A 19,594-nucleotide genomic window follows, 5' to 3' on the forward strand; every position below is an offset into this window, starting at 1 on the left:
CAGAAAAATAGCTATTAGTTGATTGTATATAATCAACTAATAGCTATTTTTAGTAGAAAGGGGCTGTTTTGTTACAGCCCCTTTTTGATTTATACAGATACGTATTTTCTAGGCTCTTTAGCGTTCTCTGCGGCTTCCTTTTCGGCACGCCATTTACGTTCAAAGTATTTATGATACTCTACAGGGACGTCATGAGGTGTTAAGCTTTCATAAAAATCGGTAGTTCCTTTTGCCTGAGCTTGTTCGTAGAACCATGTTTTAAATTCTAGCATGGATAAACGTGCTTGTAAGTGTTCGATTTCCGCTACTACCCGATCTCGTTGATTTCTAATAATAGATAATCTTTCGTTGATACGACTATCACCTTCCACGCAGTAGTCGATAAAATGCTTTATTTCTTTAATTGGCATGCCTGTGTGCTTCATGCATTCAATCAATTCTAACCAATCCATATCTTCGTCGTGGAAGACACGGATGCCTCCGCTAGAACGTTCGACAAATGGCAATAGGCCTTCTTTGTCATAATATCGTAAAGTAGAAGGTGCCACATTTAGTTTTTTTGCGATTTCGCCAACAGTATATGTCATATTACTTCCTTTTGGGATCATATTAAATTTGTGAATGGATTCAGTTTCAGGAGTAATGTATTAAGCATATAATATACATATATTTTTAAAGATTGGACTTAAGTTTTACGTTCTCGCTTGACTTAAACCTAACTTCAAGTTCTATACTTGTTACATACTGGATATACAGTATAGCACGATTAGTAATACAACACAAATTTGATTACAGGAACTATAAATATTGTGCAATTTGATGTTACTAATTAATATAGTTTTATTCCTTACAGGCAGTACAGAAAGTCTCATGGTTTTAATAAAACACTAATGGAGACTGAAAAGAAAGGAAACTTATGAATTTAATTGATGTAAAATCTCCAGCTGATTTAAAAGGCTTATCTATTCCTGAATTAACAGATTTAACAGCACAAGCACGTCAAGCACTTATGACGAAGGTATCAGAGCATGGCGGTCATTTTGGGCCACCTATGGGCGTAGCTGAAATGATTATGGCCTTGCACTATGTATTTAACTCACCTGTAGATAAGATTGTATATGATGTGTCTCATCAGTCTTATGTACATAAGATGGTCACAGGTCGTGCATTGGCGTTTCTTGACCATGATCATTATGACGATGTGACAGGCTATACTGATCCAACTGAAAGTGAACATGATTTCTTTAATATTGGGCATACATCTACATCTATCTCTTTGGCTTCAGGATTAGCTACGGCACGAAATTTAAAAGGGGACTCTGAAAATATTATCGCTATTATTGGCGACGGCTCCTTATCTGGTGGGGAAGCCTTTGAAGGTTTTGATTATGCAGCTACGTTAGACAGTAATATGATTATCATCGTCAACGACAATGACCAATCCATTGCAGAAAATCATGGTGGTTTATATCGTGGTCTTCGAGAATTACGTGAAACTAATGGTGAAAGTTCCAATAATATTTTCAAAGCTCTTGGTTTAGACTATCGTTTCGTTGCAAAGGGGAATGATTTAGAAACATTAATTGATGTGTTTAAGGATGTAAAAGATATTAACCATCCTATTGTATTGCATATCGTAACACAAAAAGGTAAGGGTTATGCCATTGCAGAAGCGAATAAAGAAGCGTTTCACTGGACAATGCCATTTGATCTTGAAACAGGAAAAGTAAAAGTAGAAGAGGAGGGACCTTCTTATGCAGGAGTTCTTGCTGATTATTTAATGGAACAAATTAAACGTGATCCTACTGTGGTAGCTATTACGGCAGGGACACCTGGCGGTTTTGGTTTTAATTCAACGTGGCGTGCTGCTGCAGGTAAACAATATATTGATGTAGGGATTGCCGAAGAACATGCTGTGGCTATGAGCTCTGGTATTGCTAAAAATGGCGGTAAACCTGTATTTAATGTGTATAGTACTTTCTTGCAACGTACCTATGACCAATTAGTGCAAGATCTTAGTGTTAATAATAATAGTGCAGCAATCCTAAACCATATGGCATCTGTTTACGGAATGAATGATGTTACACACTTAGGTTTCTTTGATATTCCTATGCTTACTAATATTCCAAATCTTGTGTACTTAGCACCTACAAACAAAGAGGAATTGTTAGCAATGACTGATTATGCTGTACATCAAGATAATCATCCAGTGGCAATTCGTATTCCTGTGGGAGAATTTATTTCTACTGGTGTACAAGATACAACTGACTATAGTGTATTAAATAAATCCGAAGTGACACGTGAAGGTAAAGATATTGCATTGCTTGGTTTGGGTAATTTCTACCACTTAGCTAATGAAGTGGCAGATGAATTGTTGAAAGAGGGCATCAGTGCAACTGTTGTAAACCCTAAATTTGCTTCTGGTATAGATGAAGAATTACTTGAAGCTTTAAAGGCGAATCATTCTGTTGTATTTACTTTGGAAGATGGCGTTGTTGAAGGTGGCTGGGGTCAACGTGTTGCTAGCTTCTATGGCCCATCTGCTATGCGTGTAAAAAATTATGGTATTGCTAAAGAATTCCACGATCGTTATGATGCAAGTAAATTATTATATGAAAATGGAGTATCTTTGGACCAAATCGTAGAGGATACAAAACAACTGTTATCCTTTTAATTTTATAAAGTTTTAATTAATTGAATTTTCGAATAAAAGCAGTAAACATAAATAATTATTAGGTGTTTTCTGCTTTTTTTGATATTTTATAATTTATAAAAATATAAAACTTGTTAAAAAAATATAGATTTTTTTCGAATAGGACTATAAAAATTAGATGAAGTATTATATAATAATATCTACAGTATGTATTACAGTAGAACAGTAGAATAAATCCATTGATAATATACGCTACTATTGCAGTATTATACAATTAGTATTAATGATAAGGGAGATTGTAAGACGTTGAAAAGAGTATTAACCTTAACATTAGCCGTGGCCATCGTCGCCGGTGGCTATATGTTTGAGGCTAATGGGGCGGGAGAACAACCTTCAAAACAGGCACCATCTATATCTGAGATAAATATATATACGCCAAAAGAACTTAATGCACGTCAAAAAGATTTGGTTGAAATCGGCCGTTACACAGCGTCTGGTGATCAAGAGGCATTAAAGAATACAATTGCTTCTGCTATCGAGCGAGGTACGTTGACACCGCAAGAGGTGAGTATTGCGATTCGTCAACTTTATTCTGCTGCGGGTTTGAAGCAAATGAATGCGGCGCTAGCTACATTTGCTCAATTACGTGATGAGCGTCCTGAGTTTGGCGATGAGTATGAAAAATTAGTTACAAAGCAAACTGGACTTAGTGCTTTATTGGGGAATGGCACTAATGGGGCGCCTTTAACTAAGCCGAAAGCTGAGGAAGTGAAAGAGAGGGTTCAATATAATACGTTCCGTATGAAAAAACCAAAACCTCAAAACCGTAATCGTTCACGCCTAGGTAAATTGGATCGTGAATTGGTTGCTGCAGCTGCATTAGGCACTCGAGTTGGTAAAAATAATCTATTTACTGCAGCTGAAAAGAGTTTATCTGAACTTGGCTTAAGTCAATATCAAATTGAAAATCTAGAAACTATGATTTTCCAATAAAATGTAGACCTACTTCTTTCGGAAGTAGGTCTTTTCTTATGGCTTCTACTTTCACAGTTCCAGTGATTAGGATTAAATCATAGAATGTAATTGACGTTTAAGGTCCCCTTTTCTATAATTAATAAGATAGGTATATGACCTGTAATAATAAATATAAACAAATGTAAATATATCATTAAAAATAGATGTAAGGAGAAAGTATGCGCCTTCGTAGAAAACCATGGATTGATGAAGCAATTCACGAATATGACTCTCACATCATTTTGTCTGGCCAAGAAGAGCACAAAGGCAAATGGCGTGAATTATTTGAGCATCCTGAACACCCATTATATATGGAATTAGGGACAGGGAAAGGTCGCTTTATTGCGGGGATGTCTGAAGCGTATCCAGATGCTAACTTCGTAGGTTTTGAAGTTCAGATGGGGGTTATTTATTACGCAGCACAAAAAATCTTTGAAGGGGAACGGAATAATGCAAAGGTCTCTCTATTTGATATTGCAGGTATCGAAGAGATAGTGGCACCTGGTGAAGTTGATCGTTTCTATATTAATTTCTGTGATCCTTGGCCTAAGGCGAAACATGCAAAACGCCGCCTTACATATCACACATTCCTTGACCGCTATGCTCGTCTTTTGAAAGATGGTGGCGAAGTTCACTTCAAGACGGACAACGAAGGTTTGTTTATGTTCTCGCTCGAAGAGTTCAAAGAATGCGGTTGGGAGCTTAAAAATGTAACTTATGATTTACATAGTACAGATCTTTCAAATGTAAAAACTGAATATGAAGAAAAATTTAGTAAAAAAGGTCAACCTATTTTCCGCTTAGAAGCAATTAAGCCAAAAGTACAAAAGGAGGCTTAACATGGAAACACCGAATAAGGGGGATAGTCGGTGGGGCTCACTCTTTAAAAATGACTTACAAGGTATGCTCTTACCTATTCTTCTCATTACAATTATAGGCAGTGTAAATATCTTTAGTGCTACTTATATCAGTTCTATCTATGAAAATACGGGATTATTAGGCTACTTTTTAAAGCACATGACATTCCTGCTTTTCTCTATGGCGGTAGGCGTTATTTTGTATCGATATGATTACCGTCAGTTACAGAAGCCTCACATGTTGCAAAGAATTATGATTGCCACACTAATTGGTATGATCTTGGTTCTCGCGGTTGGTGCTGTTATTAATGGTGCACGTCGTTGGATTGTTATTGGCCCTGTATCGATACAGCCTTCAGAATTTGCGAAATTAGCAGCCTTAATATGGACGTCGGCTAAATTGAGTACTATGCGAAAATGGGGGAAACCAAGGCATACTAATCCACTCATTAATTTACAAGGATATTTTAGTGAGCGCGTAGGCTATATGTTGCCACTGCTAATCTGGCCAATTATATTTGCAATTTTAACGATCTTGCAACCAGATATGGGTACTACTGTACTAATCTTTGGCTTTTCCTTTGTGCTAATTTACTTAGCAGGCTTTGATGGAAAATTCTTTGGCGGAGCTTTTGCAGTAGCTGGTTTTCTAGGTTTTATTGCGACCCGTATGTCGCCGTATCGTTGGGAACGTATTCAGTCTTGGTTTGATCCTTGGCCCCATGCGCAAGATATGGGCTACCAAACAGTTCAAGGTTTATTAGCGGTAGGCTCTGGTGGTATTCTTGGAGAGGGCTTCATGCAAGGCACGTCTAAGTATTTTTACTTGCCAGAAGCACATACGGACTTTGCCTTTGCTGTATGGGCTCAAGAAATGGGCTTCCTTGGCGCAGTGTTTGTTGTCGTTTTGGTTGCTGCTTTTACCTATTTTGGATTCCGCATTTCTAATAAGGCTCGTGATGAATTCGGTAAATGGTTAGCAATGGGTATTACCTTACTCATTAGTGGTCAAGCCTTGTTTAATATTGCCATGGTTTGCGGTATTATGCCTGTAACGGGTGTGCCATTGCCATTTGTTAGTTATGGTGGTTCTTCATTGTTGATGAATTTTATGGCTATCGGTTTATTAGCGAGCATAGGTCGTCGCAATGTAGAGGGCGTAAAGCAAGTTGGTACAGTTGAGGATTTGCCATCTTTGCGTGAAGAAACACAAAGTCGATTCAAACCTGCCGCTCCAAAGCGTACTAATAAGCCAAATATGCCTGGACCTTTTAAACCTCGAGCGACTAAAAGGCCAGTCCATAGAACAACTCGACCTGAACGTTGATATTTAACGTATATATCTTAAGCTAATTCTATTCGTGTGAATTTATATGGTATATCGAAGAGGTGTATCATATGAGCTTAGTATCGTTATATTGTGTGAGGAAAAAAGATGAAAGATTATATTGATATTCAAGAACGCCCGTCATGGGGCCAAATGTTACCACTTAGCTTTCAACATTTATTTGCTATGTTTGGCTCTACTGTATTAGTGCCATATTTATTGAAAGTAGATCCTGCAACGGCATTGTTTATGAATGGTATCGGTACATTACTATATTTGTTCGTATGTAAAGGTAAGATTCCTGCATATCTTGGTTCCAGCTTCGCCTTTATCGCGCCTGTAGCAGGGGTATTATCTGCAGGTCTTGGTTATGAAGCAGCAAAGGGTGCCTTCGTTATATTTGGTTTATCTTTTGTAATTTTATCTATTCTCGTCCGTTATATTGGTACGCGTTGGATTGATAAGTTATTCCCACCCGCAGCTATGGGTGCTATCGTAGCTATTATCGGCTTGGAATTAGCGCCAGTAGCGATGAGTATGTCTGGCCTTATCGGCAATCAAGACTTAGGCATGAGCCATAGCCAAGCTATTATTATCTCTATGTTTTCCTTAGTTGTTACCTTGCTTGGTACAGTTGTGTTCCGTGGCTTCTTAGCGGTTATTCCTGTGCTTATCGGTGTTGTTTCCGGTTATGTATTGTCCGCTGTGATGGGCGTTGTTGACTTCTCTAGTGTAGAAGCTGCTCCTTGGTTCTCCTTGCCACAGTTCTACGGTATGCCTGTATTTGATATTAATGCAATCATCATGATTATGCCGGCACTCTTTGTAGTATTTGCTGAGCACGTTGGTCACTTGGTTGTAACTAGTAACATCGTTGCTAAAGACTTGATGAAAGAACCTGGTCTACAAAGATCCTTGCTTGGTGACGGCCTTGCAAATATTCTTTCTGGTTTTTTCGGTGCTACACCAAATACGACATATGGTGAAAACATCGGTGTACTTGCTATCACTCGTTGCTTCAGCGTATGGGTAATCGGTGGTGCCGCAGTTTTAGCGATGATTGTGTCCTTTGTAGGTAAAGTAGCAGCTCTTATTCATGCTATTCCGGTACCTGTTATGGGTGGTGTATCTATTTTATTGTTCGGTATCATCGCAGCATCTGGCTTGCGTATGCTTGTAGAACGTAAAGTAGACTACACAAATCCTGTTAATATGATTCTTACATCCGTTATCCTTGTGGTAGGTCTTAGCGGTGCAGAACTCGCGGTTGGTCCTGTTGTATTAAAAGGGATGGGCCTTGCCACTGTAGTAGGCATGGCTATGAGCATTAGCTTGTTAATCCTTCAAAAAACAGGCGTTGGCAACGATCAATTGAAAAAAACAGAAGTATAATATCATAGGTCTTTAAAATCTTGGAGTAGAATCTTGAGATTATAAAGTAAGTTGATTTGTACACAAAATAAACGACTACTGAATCAGGTTGTACCTGAGTAAGTAGTCGTTTTTATTTAGTGTCTTTATAATTTATCCTCAATATTGTATAATGAACATATAAGTTGTATAAAATTAATTTAAGAGAGGAGGCCCTATGGAGTTTTTGATATGGATGGCTATCGGCGTTGCCTTGATGGCTGTAGAACTCGTAGTACCAGGCGGTATTTTAGGTCTTATCGGTTATTGCGCATTCCTTTGGGGCGTTTATGTAGCTCTTGGGGAAGGTACGGTAGCATTGTATGCCGTGCTAGGATTAACAGCCTTGTTAATTGTCATTATCATCGTGTTCTTTAATCACTTTGAAAAGACTTGGATAGGTAAGTTGTTTACCTTAGGGCAACGATCTACGACAAAAGCTGGTTATGTATCTAATGATGTATTAGAAGATTTGGCTGGCAAGGAAGGCGTAGCTCATACAACACTGCGCCCTGCAGGTATTGCTAAAATTAATGGTAATTTGGTAGATGTTGTGACCGAAGGTGACTTCATCGATGCCGGTTCACCTATTGTGGTACTTCGCGTTGTAGGTGGCCGCAATATTGTTAGAAAGCGTGATTAAGCTTTCGCAACATCGTTGTAAATAATGGAGGTTATTATGGATGTAGGTATTTTAATTTTGATTCCCATTTTGCTGATTGGTATTATGGTATTCTTATATGTTGTGCCATTAGGGCTTTGGGTATCTGCTCTAGCAGCGGGCGTTAACGTAGGTATCTTTACACTTGTAGGTATGCGCTTACGTCGTGTAAATCCGTCTCAAATCGTAATGCCTTTGATTAAAGCTAATAAAGCAGGTCTTGATGTGAATGTAAATCAGTTGGAAGCGCATTACCTAGCTGGTGGTGACGTTGACCGCGTTGTAGACGCTTTGATTGCCGCTGAACGCGCATCTATTCCATTGACCTTTGAACGTTCCGCAGCTATCGACCTCGCAGGTCGTGATGTATTGGAAGCGGTTCAAATGTCCGTTAATCCTAAGGTTATTGAAACTCCAATTATCTCTGCAGTAGCAAAAAATGGTATCGAATTGAAAGTTCGTGCTCGTGTAACTGTACGTGCTAATATCGATCGCCTCGTTGGTGGTGCTGGCGAGGCTACAATCATCGCCCGCGTAGGTGAAGGTATCGTAACGACTGTAGGTTCCTCTGAAGAACATACAGATGTATTGGAAAATCCAGATCATATCTCTCGTACTGTATTGGGTAAAGGTCTTGATGCGGGTACTGCATTCGAAATCTTGTCCATTGATATCGCTGACGTAGACGTAGGACGTAACATTGGTGCTCAATTGCAAACTGACCAAGCGGAAGCGGATAAGAAAATCGCTCAAGCTCGTGCGGAAGAACGTCGTGCAATGGCTGTTGCTACAGAACAAGAAATGCGTGCTAAAACACAAGACATGCAAGCTAAGGTTGTGGAAGCACAAGCTGAAGTCCCTAAAGCATTGGCAGAAGCTTTCAGAAACGGTAATCTAGGTGTTATGGATTACTATAATATGAATAATATTATTGCAGATACTAAAATGCGTGAAAATTTAGCAGATGGTGAATAGGAGTAGCTATGGACTCTATTTTGTCTTCAGTGCTATCCATCTTTTCGCATAATCCAATCTTTGTTTTAGGTATTATCGCGTACATTGCTTTTTCCATTATAAAAAATAAGAATACTGAAGAATCTGATGAGTATGAAAGCTCTAGTGGCGGAACTTGGGAAGATATGGAGCGCGAATATGGCATCTCCATAGAACGTAAGTTAGATGAACCATCTATGGATGATTTGTCTAAGGCTGATGACTTTTATCGGGACCCTTATGAAGATAAACCGATTGTAAATCAGCAACCAGAAGCTCCATCGCAAACTATGGAGGACATACATTTCAATGAAGAGGCTGCAGCAGCTCAACGAGATCTTGAAGCCTTATCAACGAAAAGTTCCAGTAGTACTCCAAATTATACTACTAGTAAGACTCGCTTAGATAGAGACGCTGTTACGGGTCCGACCTTAAGTGAAAGACTAGCTCAGTTTAAACGAGATAAGGCAGCTAAAGAGGGGCAAGTTCTTATTGAAAATGTAGGCATTACACTTGCGCCTACTGCTCCAGCTGCGACTTCAACTCGCGGTCGTAAAACTAACCGTGCTCTAAAAGAGGGGATGAAATGGTCTATCATTTTAAGTAAACCTAAAGCTCTTGAACGTAGATATCGCTAATGAAGTAATCTATTTATAAGCGCATAAACCAATTATGGTTTTATTGGAAAATAAATAATAACGGATTGTGCACTGATGTGGTATAGCAACCATACTGATACATATCATAATGTGGGGCATATAATTACATATTGAAAGAGGTTCCTATTGGTCACCTATGTGACTATTAGAAACCTCTTTTTTATTGTTTTTTTCTAGTGAAACTTTCACAATAATAGGGGAAGGAGTTTGTTTATAAGGAAGGGGAAAATTATGTATCGAAATGTGCGTGTTATACCAAAACAGTTGTTGCAGCAATTATATATAGAGAAGAAATGGAGCATTCGCGATGTGGCGGACTATTTTCAATGTAGTGTTGATACCATCATGCGCCGTATGAAAGCGTACGAAATTGAGCGGAGGCCTTTGAAGAAAGAAATCAATATGGTTCATGTACAAGCTTTGTATGAGACCGGTAAGTGGTCGCTCCATTCATTAGCAAAGCGTTATGATGTTTCTATCACGACGATGGCGAATCGCTTGAAGGAATATGGATTGGCTTGTCAGCAATCAAATAAGAATGTCTCTATAGATGTAGTGCGTATATGTAGGGCCTATAAAAGTGGAAATAGTACAGATGCCATTGCTCGTATGTATGGTATATCGCGATGGAAAGTTCACCATGTATTGCGGCATATGGGAAATTGTTTACTTCCTAAAGTTCGAAAGCCTATGCGCGTAGAGGAGATGGCTTATTTATATATTCATCATCACATGAGTACAGATGACATTGGCCTAGCTTATGGGATACGTGGTTCTACAGTGGCAATTTATTTGCGAGAGCAAGGTATAGAAATAAGGGCAAATACTCTTGATCTAGACGAAAATAAGATTAAAAAACTCCGTGCTCAAGGTTATGGAGTTGCAAAGATTGCACAGGCGATGGGTTGCTCTACCTCTGCTGTGCGAAAGCGTCTAGCTATGAAAAAATATATCTCTCCTTGATGTAGTGTGGTAGATACTATATACTTAAATTTATACAATGATGGGAGGAATATTATGCTTGAAATTATATCTGCTTTAACACCGTTTTTATTACTGGGCTTAGTGGCTGCTGGCTTATCACGCCTTTCTGGGGTAGCCTTATCTATGGTTGTAGTACCAACTTTATTGACTTGGGGTGCAACTGCCGTTGACGTAATCGCCTTTATGTTACTCTTTGTGGTGTACAACAACTTCACTATGGAAACACAAGATATTCGTTTAGATTATAAAGATCTTGTCTTATTCCCTAAATGGCGCCTGTGCATTCCCTTCATTTTGAGTTTGGTGAGCGCTTTCTTTGTTCCTGCTGCAGGCATTGCTATTTTTATGGCTTGCTTCGTTTTAGAATTATTGGCTACTGTGTATAAACGCATTCCTGAAAATAAACGGCCTTGTTTACAGCGTGTAATAATAACATCTATTTTGAGTGCTGTTGTAACAGCTGTAGGTGCTTATGCAGGTCCTAAAATTCCTAGTGAATACTACTTTATCTGTGCAGGCCTAGCCATTTTAATCATTACAGATTTTGCATGGTATGCTGGTAAGCATAGAGATGCTTTTAGAGGTGCGTGGGACATTATTTGGACTGGTTTTAACATATTCTTAGGCATGTTTGGTGTAGAGGCTTCATATTACCCCGCGGCACTTATGCGATCTATTCCAAATCCAATGGATCGCATGTTGCCTATGGTTACTGTAGTAGGTGGCTATGCAGGCCTTATGGTAGTATTCGGCTTTTATAACATTTTTTCTATACCGTCTTTGATTACGGCCATCGGTGCTGCTATAGGGATACGCCTCTTTGGTATGTATGAATTCCCTCGGAATGGCAGTTTCTCTTATTTGGCAATCGGTTTTGCCGTGGCTGCTGTAATTTGCTTGTACCTCGTATCTCCGACACCAGTTGGTTTTGATCATATTAATACCTTGGTTTCTCAACCAATTGGTCAATAATGATAGATAATGTAAGTCTGTTGATATTTTTTAATAAGTTCTTTAGTTGCTTTTACATAGGAGCCAATTGGATTATAATGTGTGATGTATCTCATATATTGTATTGAAAATTAAGTTCATATTAGAATGTGAAAGGAGTTGATACTATATGGCAGAAACAATTGAAACAAGACCATTCCCTCCATTCTTACCGAAGAAGGCAACAGTTATGATGATGGGCACATTTCCTCCAGAACAATCAAAACGTGCTATGGAATTCCATTATCCAAATTTCCAAAATGATATGTGGCGTGTATTTGGCCTCGTATTCTTTGATGAAAAGGATCATTTTAGAAATGGTGAGGAAAAAGCGATGGATTCTGAGAAGATTAAAGCCTTTTTGTCTGAAATTGGAATTGCATCTTGTCCTACTGTCTTAAAAGCTATTCGCGAAAAAGGGAATGCATCTGATGCATTTCTTAAGGTCGTTGAACCAGTTCCGCTTGCGGACGTACTGGAGCAAATCCCTAACTGTAAGCATATTGGTACAACAGGTGGCAAGGCTACGGAGATTTTATTGAGTCTTTTGCCAGAAAAGGTTAAATTACCTAAAACTGGTGAAACAATTCCTTTTGTATTTAATGGCCGGGAATTAACGTTGACACGTTTGCCATCTACATCACGTGCCTATCCGTTGAGCCTAGCGAAAAAGGCTGAAGCGTACAAGAACTTCTTCAAAGCTTGTGGTTTAAAAACAAAATAAATATTTAAGGTAGCACCTTTAATAGTTGGCTTTGAGCCTTTTGGTCTCATCTGTCGCTGTTGAAGGTGTTTTTATATCGTAAAAATATATGAAATTTTAAAATGGAGAATAATGTATATTTAGTGTAAACATATAGTTTATTATAAATAAAATTGATGAGATATATAATATATTAATTCTTGTTTTTTAAAATGAGAGGTCTATAATTAACCGTTGTCGTAAACTGGTTGACAATAATTTTAAAAAATGGAGTTGATATTATGGATAAGGCTAAGGATGCCTTATGGACAAAATCCTTTGTCCTTGATACTTTGATTAATTTCTTAGTGTTTTTGATTTATTATTTATTAATCGTTATTATTGCGGTTGTAGCAAAAGATAATCTTCATGCTACGGCTAGTCAAGCGGGACTTGCTGTTGGTATATATATTATTGGCACCGTTGTAGCCCGTTTGTTGGCAGGGCGGTTTATCAGTATCCTAGGATGTCGTAAGATGCTCTATTTAGGGTTATTGATTTACTTGATTTCAACAGCTATGTATTTCTACACACCTAATTTACTAATGCTTGATAGTGTTCGCTTCTTAAATGGTTTTGCTTATGGTATTACATCTACTGCTACAAGTACTATCATAGCTGCTATTATTCCTACGTCACGTCGAGGGGAAGGGATTAACTATTATGGCTTATCTACTTCTCTTGCCGCTGCAGTAGGACCATTCTTAGGTATATTGATGCTTCATAGTCTTGGTTATGATTTTATCATTGCATTCTGTGTTGTACTTATCATCCTTTGCGGTATTGGCTCTGTAATCATGAAATTTAATGAACCTAAACTTGGTATCGAATCTGAAGGACATAAGGGCATTAGAATTTCGGACTATATTGAACCACGGATGAATTCAATCAGTCTTGTTTCCATTCTAGTCGGCTTTGCCTACTCTGGCGTTATTGGTTTTATGGCGGCTTACACAAAGGATCTAGATCTTATTATGGCGGGCACCTTCTTCTTTGTTGTATATGCCGTCGTTATTACTATAACAAGACCATTGCTTGGCATTGTTTTTGATATGAAAGGGGAAAACTTTGTTCTTTATCCTTGTTTTGTATCCTTAGCACTTGGTATTTTCTTATTATCCATCGCTCACTCCACATGGCTTGTGCTTTTATCGGCTGTGTTTGTTGGCCTTGGATATGGTACATTTATGTCCAACGGACAAGCTGTTACTGTTAAGATAGTACCTGTTCATCGTATTGGTGTTGCCACATCTACATACTTCATTGCCTTGGATATGGGGCTTGGCTTTGGCCCCTATATTTTAGGTGCCGTTAAAGAGGTTGTAGGTTATGCTAGTATGTTCCATGTAACTGTTGTTGTTGCGCTCCTTGCGCTAGTTGCCTATTATTTATTATATGGTCGTTATGTGGGGACTGAGAGAGATCTCTCGTTGAAAGCTCGCGCTGAAGAAGAAGAAGAAATTAGGAATCGTAAACATAATGGTACGCTTGCGTAAAATGTAAAATAAAAGGACTATACGAGCCTAGGCTCGTATAGTCCTTTTTGGTTATCTAGTACTGCTTTGCTAATATTATTATTTTTCATTATTTACAATATTAACGATAACTTCAACAGCTTTTTTCATATCATCGATACATGCGAATTCATGACGACCATGTAGATTTTCTACGCCTGTAAAAATATTTGGTGTAGGAATGCCCATGAAGGAGATTTTGGATCCATCTGTGCCACCGCGAATAGGATCACAAATAGGTGTAATTCCAGCTTTTTTCATTGCTGCTTTGGCTACGTTTACGCATTCCATATTGTCTTTGATGATATCGTACATGTTATAGTATTGGTCTTTTACAGAGACCTCACATACTTCACGTCCATATATTTCATTCAATGTTTGACCTGCTTGTAAGAAGAATGCTTTTTTTGCTTCGAACAATTCCTTATTATGGTCGCGGATAATATAGTTCATTTTACCGGTATCTACTTGTGTTTCCATGCTCATGAGCATAAAGAAACCTTGGCGACCACATGTGTGCTCAGGAACAGCTGCTCCTGGTAATAAAGCGTCAAATTGCATAGCTAGTTTAGCACAGTTGATCATAATGCCTTTTGCAGTACCTGTGTGAACGGATACGCCTTTGAGGGTTACTGTACCGCCAGCAGCGTTAAAGGTTTCATATTCGAGTTGGCCTAGGCTTTCACCATCGATAGTGTAAGCATAGTCTACAGGAAATTGTTTAACATCGAAGTGGTCAGCACCAGTACCGATTTCTTCATCTGGACCGAAAGCACACATGATTTTACCATGTTTAATTTCTGGGTGAGATACGAGATAGGCGAGGGCTTCCATGATTTCACAGATGCCAGCCTTGTCATCACCACCAAGAAGTGTTAGACCATCGGTTACAACTAAGGACTTGCCAATGTAATTTTTTAGGTTAGGAAAATCTGTACGACGGGTGAAGATTTGATGTTCTTCGTTAAGGCAAATATCACTACCATCATAGTTTTCTACGATACGAGGCTTAATATTTTCTGCGTTATAATCAGCTGTATCCATATGGGCAATGAAGCCGATGGAAGGAGTTTTCTCATCAGTGTTAGCATTTAATGTGCCGATGACAAAACCATTTTCACGATTATAAATAACCTCATCTAATCCTATTGCTTTTAAATCGGGGACGAGCACATTCGTAGCAAAGTCTACTTGAGTTTGAGTACTAGGAATGGTTGTACTTTCCTCATTAGACCGTGTATTTATGCTCGTATAGCGTACAAAACGTTCGACCATTGATTCCATAATGAGCCTCCTCGTAAGTAAACATACGTGTTATACAGGGCAGTATACGATACCGTTACATAATAGAGATTCTTAATATACTTTCATTGTAGAACAGGGACGCCAAAAATACAAAATAATTATTTATAGGGGGGATATTATTTTATTCGTATAGTGCATAGAAAACCATTGAACCATGTGTAGTGCCGTGTTAGGATAAAGGTGAATAGTTATACGTTTGTACTTTTTCTGTGAGGAGGTTTTACTATGTCGGACGAGGTTCGTTCCATTCCACCCATAGAACCGGTGTTAGATCCTAAGAAAGATTACGTAGAGATTAACTCATATGTAGTCTTCTGGGGCTTGTTCTATGCGGCAGTTTTCACACTGGCTGTTGGCTATTTATGTTTGAAAATCGGTCAAACAGTAGATGCCTTTGCACCAGTATCTGTACTTGCTATGGGTACAGCAGTTATTTTAAAGCGACAAAATGCTTTTGCCGAAACGGTACACATTCAAGCTATCGCTAGTTCTAGTACGAACACATTAGCAGGGGCTATGTTCTTTTTGCCAGCCCTTTACATCTGGAATGTAACAGATGTATCCTTTGTACAAATGGCGATCCCTATCATTCTTGGCGGCGTTTTAGGTGTTTTATTATGCGTTATGTTCCGTCGCTATTTCGTTGAAGAAATGCACTATGTGTATCCGTTCCCCAGTGGTCGTGCTGCAGCGGAAGTATTGATGAGTAATGAAGGTAGCAAAGCAAAACTTATGCTTGGCTCTGGTTTAATTGCTCTCGTGTATGACTTTATTCTTAATAGTTTAGGGTGGTGGCAAGAGGTTATTCGCACTGCTACCTTTAAGTGGGGGGCAGCTCTTGCAGATCAAACTAAGCTAACTGCAGCGGTAGATACTGATGCAGCATTGCTTGGCCTTGGTTATTTCACGGGCCTTCGCTATGCGGCTATCATTGCAGCCGGTTCTTTCTTCTCTTGGTTTGTATGTATTCCGATTGTGTACTATTTAGCACCTGAACATATTATGCAAATTGGCGGTCATGCAGTTCCATTAGGCGAGGCCCCAATTCGCAAGGTATTCCTCGATTATGTTCGTCATATTGGTATCGGCATGCTCGCTATGGCAGGCATTATTGGTTTAATTACAATGTCTAAAGTGGTAGCAAATGTTGTTAAAAATGCAGTGCTTGATATCTTTAGTTCTAAAACTGTAGATGTTAATTTGCTTCGTACACAACGTGATGTACCTACATCTTGGATTGGTGCTGGCATCTTGTTATGTACAGTTTTATTTGCAGCATATTTCCATTTTATGTATGCTGAAAGCTTCGGACAAACAATTGTAGCATTCTTAATTGTTCTTATTATGTCATTCCTATTATCTGTAGTGGGGATTAGCTCCATCGCTTATACAGGTACAGAACCAGTTTCAGGTATGACAATCTTTATGATTATTATCTCCGCTGTATGCTTAACCGCAGCAGGTATGACTGGTAAGGTCGGTATGATTGCAGTCCTCATGATGGCATCCTTTATTGGTACTACTATTGGGATGGCTGGTAACTTTATGTCTGAACTTAAGGTGGCACATATGACAGGTGCTACACCTAAGAAAATGGAACAATGGCAAATCGTTGGTACTATTCTTTGTGCCGTACTTTCTGTAGGTGTTATGATTCTTTTAAACGATGCTTATGGATTTGTAGGAGATCATGCATTAAATGCACCTCAAGCGAATGCTATGGCCGCAATCATTGAGCCAATGATGACTGGTGGTAGTGCTCAATGGCCTCTTTACATGGCTGGTGCATTATTTGCAATTATCTTGTGGATGGTAAGAGTTCCGCCGTTGGCATTTGCCTTGGGCACATACTTGCCAATGGAAATTAATACACCATTACTTATCGGAGGTTTGATTGCGTATCTTGTACAAAATAGTACAAAAGATAAAGAATTGGCAGATCTTCGCTTCTCCAAAGGTAGTACAATTGCCTCTGGTCTCGTAGCCGGTGGTGCTATTGGCTCTTTATTCAGTGCAGTGCTTCGCATTGCAGGTGTTGATGTATTCGCTCAAGCTTGGGTAGAAACACCTGAAGCGACATACCTCAGTATCGTAATGTACTTGTTACTCTGTACGTTCTTGTACAAGGTAGCTATGTATATAAAAACTAAACATGCTAAATAAATTACATACTATATATCCTAAATGAATTGAATATCTTATTTATTCTATAAATAAAATAACCAGGAATCCTTTATTTGGGGGATGACCGCCTTTATCAAGTTTCATCTGTGCTTGGTAAAGGCGGTCTTTTTTTACTTTAAAATAGTATTCTTGTTATAGCTAAAAGCTATGTTGATCTAAAACCTATTTATATAGTCGGAATTATTGACCTAGTATATAGTGGGTGATATGATACATATATAATACCTCTATGGGTATTATTTTATTATGCTTAATAAAGTGTAAGTATAAATTTATTCATTGGTATTAAGAGAGAAGACTTTTTTATTTAGGCTTGGTTTGAGTAAGGGCATTATGAAATTTAAGAAGATAGCAGCTCTGTTAGGGGCTTTCACAATTGCTAGCAGTCTATTTATTGCGGGCTGTGGAAATACAAATAGTAGTCAAAAGGTATGGCGCGTTGGCACGGATGCAACATATGCACCTTTTGGCTTCAAAGACAAAGATAGTGGGAAATTAGCTGGTTTTGATATTGATATTATTAATGCTATCGCTAAAGAAGAGGGCATAGAAACGGATATTCAAAACTTGAATTTTGATGCACTCTTACCAGCACTACAAAGTAATACCATCGACATTGCTATTTCAGATATGACTATTTCTGAAGAACGGGCTAAATCTGTAGACTTCAGTAAACCGTACTATATTGCAGGTAATGGTCTCGTTGTTAATATAGATAACACAAATATTAATAGCTTTAAGGATCTAGAAGGCAAGCGTATCGGTGTGTCTATTGGTTCTACAGGGGCAGAAATCGCTAGCAAAGTTCCAAATGCTGATGTGCGCCAGTTTAATATTATTGTTGATGCTTTCTTAGAACTACAAAATAAAGGCGTTGATGTAGTTATTAACGATACACCAGTAAACGAATATTATGTTAATGGTAAGGGCAAAGGTATCGCAAAGGTTGCTGGAGAGGACTATGATGCGGCACCACTTGGTATTGCAGTTAAAAAAGGCAATGGAGAAGTGCTCAATAAAATTAATAATGGATTAGTAAAAATTAAAGCTAATGGTAAATATGCTGAAATTTATAAAAAGTGGTTTGGTAAAGAGCCACCAGCAGAGAATTTGAAATAGTTTGTGAATGTACCGCATAAACACAAGATATAGATGTGTTTATGCGGTATGCCTTATTGGTGAGGCATGTATAGAATGGGTGATAGAATGGCTAAACGTAATGCATTTTTAGAGATTATAAAAGAAAAAGGTTCTTTAGTGCTAGATGGTGCTTTTGGGACTGAATTGGAACGTCATGGATGTGATATTCATGATAAGTTATGGTCCTCAAAAATGTTGATAGAGAATCCAGATATCATCAAAAAAGTTCACATATCCTACTTAGCGGCAGGGGCTGATATTATTGAAAGCTCTGGTTACCAAGCTACGGTAGCTGGCTTTAAAGCACAAGGTTTTGGTACTGAAGAGGCCATCGATCTTGTGAAGTTATCTGTTCGTTTAGCCGTACAAGCTCGTAATGAATTTCTTGAGGCAAAAGCGAATGGTGCGCTCACCTTACGGGGGATTACCCTTGGTGAAGAAACACCAGAAGGGATTAAATATTTTTCTGAAGGCGCATTGCCTAAGCCTTTGGTAGCAGCTTCTGTAGGCCCTTACGGAGCGTTTTTGGCCGATGGTTCCGAGTATCGTGGAGACTATGGTGTACAAACAGAATATCTTGAAGTATTTCATATTCCTCGACTAGCATTATTCTGTGAAGAAAACCCTGATGTTATCGCTTGTGAAACAGTTCCATCCTATGATGAAGCCATTGCTGTGGCCAGAGCGTTATCTGATCCATTCACAACTAAAGGTATTCCTGCATGGATTTCATTCTCTTGTAGAGATAAACACCATATTTCAAGTGGTGAAACGATTATTAAATGTGCAGAAATGATTGATAAAGTGAGTCCTGTTACTGGCATTGGTATCAATTGTACAGCTCCAGAATATGTAGAGTCCTTGATAAAAGACATCCGATCTGTGACGGATAAACCGATTGCCGTATATCCTAATCTTGGTGAAACTTACGACGGAAAAAACAAAACATGGTCCGGAGGTAAAACATCATTCAGTAAGTATGTTGACGTGTGGCGCAAGGCGGGGGCCAATATCATCGGCGGATGCTGCAGGACAGATCCTGATATTATTCGGGAGGTGGCGGAAAAATTGCATAAAATCATGGGGCTGTAACAAAACAGTCCCTTAACCTAAACAAGCTATTAGTTGATTGTATATAATCAACTAATAGCTTGTTTTCTA

At 38.6% G+C, this 19,594-nt stretch carries 17 protein-coding genes; 15 read left to right on the forward strand and 2 right to left on the reverse strand.

Annotated elements, in window-relative coordinates; genetic code table 11:
• Positions 1 to 89: 89 nt before the first annotated feature.
• Positions 90 to 587 (reverse strand): MerR family transcriptional regulator, encoded by a 498-nt coding sequence (locus tag Q7O55_RS08485; RefSeq protein ID WP_303929732.1) that lies wholly within the window; start codon positions 585 to 587, stop codon positions 90 to 92.
• Between the two features lie 329 nt (positions 588 to 916).
• On the opposite strand from Q7O55_RS08485, the gene Q7O55_RS08490 reads away from it, so the two are divergent.
• From Q7O55_RS08490 to Q7O55_RS08545, 12 genes are all read left to right on the forward strand, one after another.
• The gene (locus Q7O55_RS08490; RefSeq protein WP_303929734.1) at positions 917 to 2,674 is read left to right on the forward strand and encodes a 1-deoxy-D-xylulose-5-phosphate synthase; all 1,758 of its coding nucleotides are present in this window, start codon (positions 917 to 919) and stop codon (positions 2,672 to 2,674) included.
• Between the two features lie 285 nt (positions 2,675 to 2,959).
• Positions 2,960 to 3,646, forward strand: a complete 687-nt coding sequence (locus Q7O55_RS08495) for a carboxymuconolactone decarboxylase family protein (RefSeq protein ID WP_303929736.1) — start codon at positions 2,960 to 2,962, stop codon at positions 3,644 to 3,646.
• 200 nt (positions 3,647 to 3,846) lie between these two features.
• On the forward strand, positions 3,847 to 4,506 hold the full coding sequence (gene trmB / locus Q7O55_RS08500; protein ID WP_303929737.1) for a tRNA (guanosine(46)-N7)-methyltransferase TrmB: 660 nt from the start codon (positions 3,847 to 3,849) through the stop codon (positions 4,504 to 4,506).
• Between the two features lies 1 nt (position 4,507).
• Positions 4,508 to 5,851 (forward strand): FtsW/RodA/SpoVE family cell cycle protein, encoded by a 1,344-nt coding sequence (locus Q7O55_RS08505; RefSeq protein WP_303929739.1) that lies wholly within the window; start codon positions 4,508 to 4,510, stop codon positions 5,849 to 5,851.
• Positions 5,852 to 5,959: 108 nt separating this feature from the next.
• Positions 5,960 to 7,243, forward strand: coding sequence for a uracil permease (uraA, locus tag Q7O55_RS08510; protein WP_303929740.1), 1,284 nt, complete (start codon positions 5,960 to 5,962; stop codon positions 7,241 to 7,243).
• A 196-nt stretch (positions 7,244 to 7,439) separates the two neighbouring features.
• On the forward strand, positions 7,440 to 7,904 hold the full coding sequence (locus Q7O55_RS08515; RefSeq protein WP_012863916.1) for an NfeD family protein: 465 nt from the start codon (positions 7,440 to 7,442) through the stop codon (positions 7,902 to 7,904).
• A gap of 36 nt (positions 7,905 to 7,940) precedes the next feature.
• Positions 7,941 to 8,897: a flotillin-like protein FloA gene (floA, locus tag Q7O55_RS08520; protein ID WP_004693762.1), complete on the forward strand. Its 957-nt coding sequence runs from the start codon at positions 7,941 to 7,943 to the stop codon at positions 8,895 to 8,897.
• Between the two features lie 8 nt (positions 8,898 to 8,905).
• Positions 8,906 to 9,553: a hypothetical protein gene (locus Q7O55_RS08525; RefSeq protein ID WP_303929741.1), complete on the forward strand. Its 648-nt coding sequence runs from the start codon at positions 8,906 to 8,908 to the stop codon at positions 9,551 to 9,553.
• Positions 9,554 to 9,805: 252 nt separating this feature from the next.
• A complete protein-coding gene (locus Q7O55_RS08530; protein WP_303929743.1) occupies positions 9,806 to 10,537 on the forward strand; it encodes a sortase in 732 nt (243 codons plus the stop codon).
• Between the two features lie 54 nt (positions 10,538 to 10,591).
• Positions 10,592 to 11,530, forward strand: a complete 939-nt coding sequence (locus Q7O55_RS08535; RefSeq protein ID WP_303929745.1) for a hypothetical protein — start codon at positions 10,592 to 10,594, stop codon at positions 11,528 to 11,530.
• Positions 11,531 to 11,678: 148 nt separating this feature from the next.
• A complete protein-coding gene (locus Q7O55_RS08540) occupies positions 11,679 to 12,272 on the forward strand; it encodes a DNA glycosylase (protein ID WP_303929747.1) in 594 nt (197 codons plus the stop codon).
• Positions 12,273 to 12,532: 260 nt separating this feature from the next.
• Entirely contained in the window at positions 12,533 to 13,786 is a 1,254-nt protein-coding gene (locus Q7O55_RS08545; protein ID WP_303929749.1) for an MFS transporter, read from the forward strand.
• A 78-nt stretch (positions 13,787 to 13,864) separates the two neighbouring features.
• Here Q7O55_RS08545 and pepT read toward each other — a convergent pair whose 3' ends face one another.
• On the reverse strand, positions 13,865 to 15,088 hold the full coding sequence (gene pepT, locus Q7O55_RS08550) for a peptidase T (protein WP_303929751.1): 1,224 nt from the start codon (positions 15,086 to 15,088) through the stop codon (positions 13,865 to 13,867).
• A 246-nt stretch (positions 15,089 to 15,334) separates the two neighbouring features.
• On the opposite strand from pepT, the gene Q7O55_RS08555 reads away from it, so the two are divergent.
• The 3 genes from Q7O55_RS08555 to mmuM all read left to right on the forward strand — a co-directional run bounded on the left by Q7O55_RS08555 (position 15,335) and on the right by mmuM (position 19,525).
• On the forward strand, positions 15,335 to 17,272 hold the full coding sequence (locus Q7O55_RS08555; protein WP_221741336.1) for an OPT family oligopeptide transporter: 1,938 nt from the start codon (positions 15,335 to 15,337) through the stop codon (positions 17,270 to 17,272).
• Positions 17,273 to 17,626: 354 nt separating this feature from the next.
• A complete protein-coding gene (locus Q7O55_RS08560) occupies positions 17,627 to 18,412 on the forward strand; it encodes a basic amino acid ABC transporter substrate-binding protein (protein ID WP_303929754.1) in 786 nt (261 codons plus the stop codon).
• A gap of 87 nt (positions 18,413 to 18,499) precedes the next feature.
• Positions 18,500 to 19,525: a homocysteine S-methyltransferase gene (gene mmuM, locus Q7O55_RS08565; protein WP_303929755.1), complete on the forward strand. Its 1,026-nt coding sequence runs from the start codon at positions 18,500 to 18,502 to the stop codon at positions 19,523 to 19,525.
• Positions 19,526 to 19,594 lie beyond the last annotated feature (69 nt).

The sequence above is a fragment of the Veillonella parvula genome, assembly GCF_945949885.1.
GTDB lineage: Bacteria > Bacillota > Negativicutes > Veillonellales > Veillonellaceae > Veillonella > Veillonella parvula_B.

Excerpts from the sequence above, each read along its gene's own strand:
- Q7O55_RS08485 (WP_303929732.1), bottom strand. The coding sequence starts at position 587 with ATGACATATACTGTTGGCGAAATCGCAAAAAAACTAAATGTGGCACCT.
- Q7O55_RS08490 (WP_303929734.1), top strand. The coding sequence starts at position 917 with ATGAATTTAATTGATGTAAAATCTCCAGCTGATTTAAAAGGCTTATCT.
- trmB (WP_303929737.1), top strand. The coding sequence starts at position 3,847 with ATGCGCCTTCGTAGAAAACCATGGATTGATGAAGCAATTCACGAATAT.
- Q7O55_RS08505 (WP_303929739.1), top strand. The coding sequence starts at position 4,508 with ATGGAAACACCGAATAAGGGGGATAGTCGGTGGGGCTCACTCTTTAAA.
- uraA (WP_303929740.1), top strand. The coding sequence starts at position 5,960 with ATGAAAGATTATATTGATATTCAAGAACGCCCGTCATGGGGCCAAATG.
- Q7O55_RS08515 (WP_012863916.1), top strand. The coding sequence starts at position 7,440 with ATGGAGTTTTTGATATGGATGGCTATCGGCGTTGCCTTGATGGCTGTA.
- floA (WP_004693762.1), top strand. The coding sequence starts at position 7,941 with ATGGATGTAGGTATTTTAATTTTGATTCCCATTTTGCTGATTGGTATT.
- Q7O55_RS08525 (WP_303929741.1), top strand. The coding sequence starts at position 8,906 with ATGGACTCTATTTTGTCTTCAGTGCTATCCATCTTTTCGCATAATCCA.
- Q7O55_RS08530 (WP_303929743.1), top strand. The coding sequence starts at position 9,806 with ATGTATCGAAATGTGCGTGTTATACCAAAACAGTTGTTGCAGCAATTA.
- Q7O55_RS08535 (WP_303929745.1), top strand. The coding sequence starts at position 10,592 with ATGCTTGAAATTATATCTGCTTTAACACCGTTTTTATTACTGGGCTTA.
- Q7O55_RS08540 (WP_303929747.1), top strand. The coding sequence starts at position 11,679 with ATGGCAGAAACAATTGAAACAAGACCATTCCCTCCATTCTTACCGAAG.
- Q7O55_RS08545 (WP_303929749.1), top strand. The coding sequence starts at position 12,533 with ATGGATAAGGCTAAGGATGCCTTATGGACAAAATCCTTTGTCCTTGAT.
- pepT (WP_303929751.1), bottom strand. The coding sequence starts at position 15,088 with ATGGAATCAATGGTCGAACGTTTTGTACGCTATACGAGCATAAATACA.
- Q7O55_RS08555 (WP_221741336.1), top strand. The coding sequence starts at position 15,335 with ATGTCGGACGAGGTTCGTTCCATTCCACCCATAGAACCGGTGTTAGAT.
- Q7O55_RS08560 (WP_303929754.1), top strand. The coding sequence starts at position 17,627 with ATGAAATTTAAGAAGATAGCAGCTCTGTTAGGGGCTTTCACAATTGCT.
- mmuM (WP_303929755.1), top strand. The coding sequence starts at position 18,500 with ATGGCTAAACGTAATGCATTTTTAGAGATTATAAAAGAAAAAGGTTCT.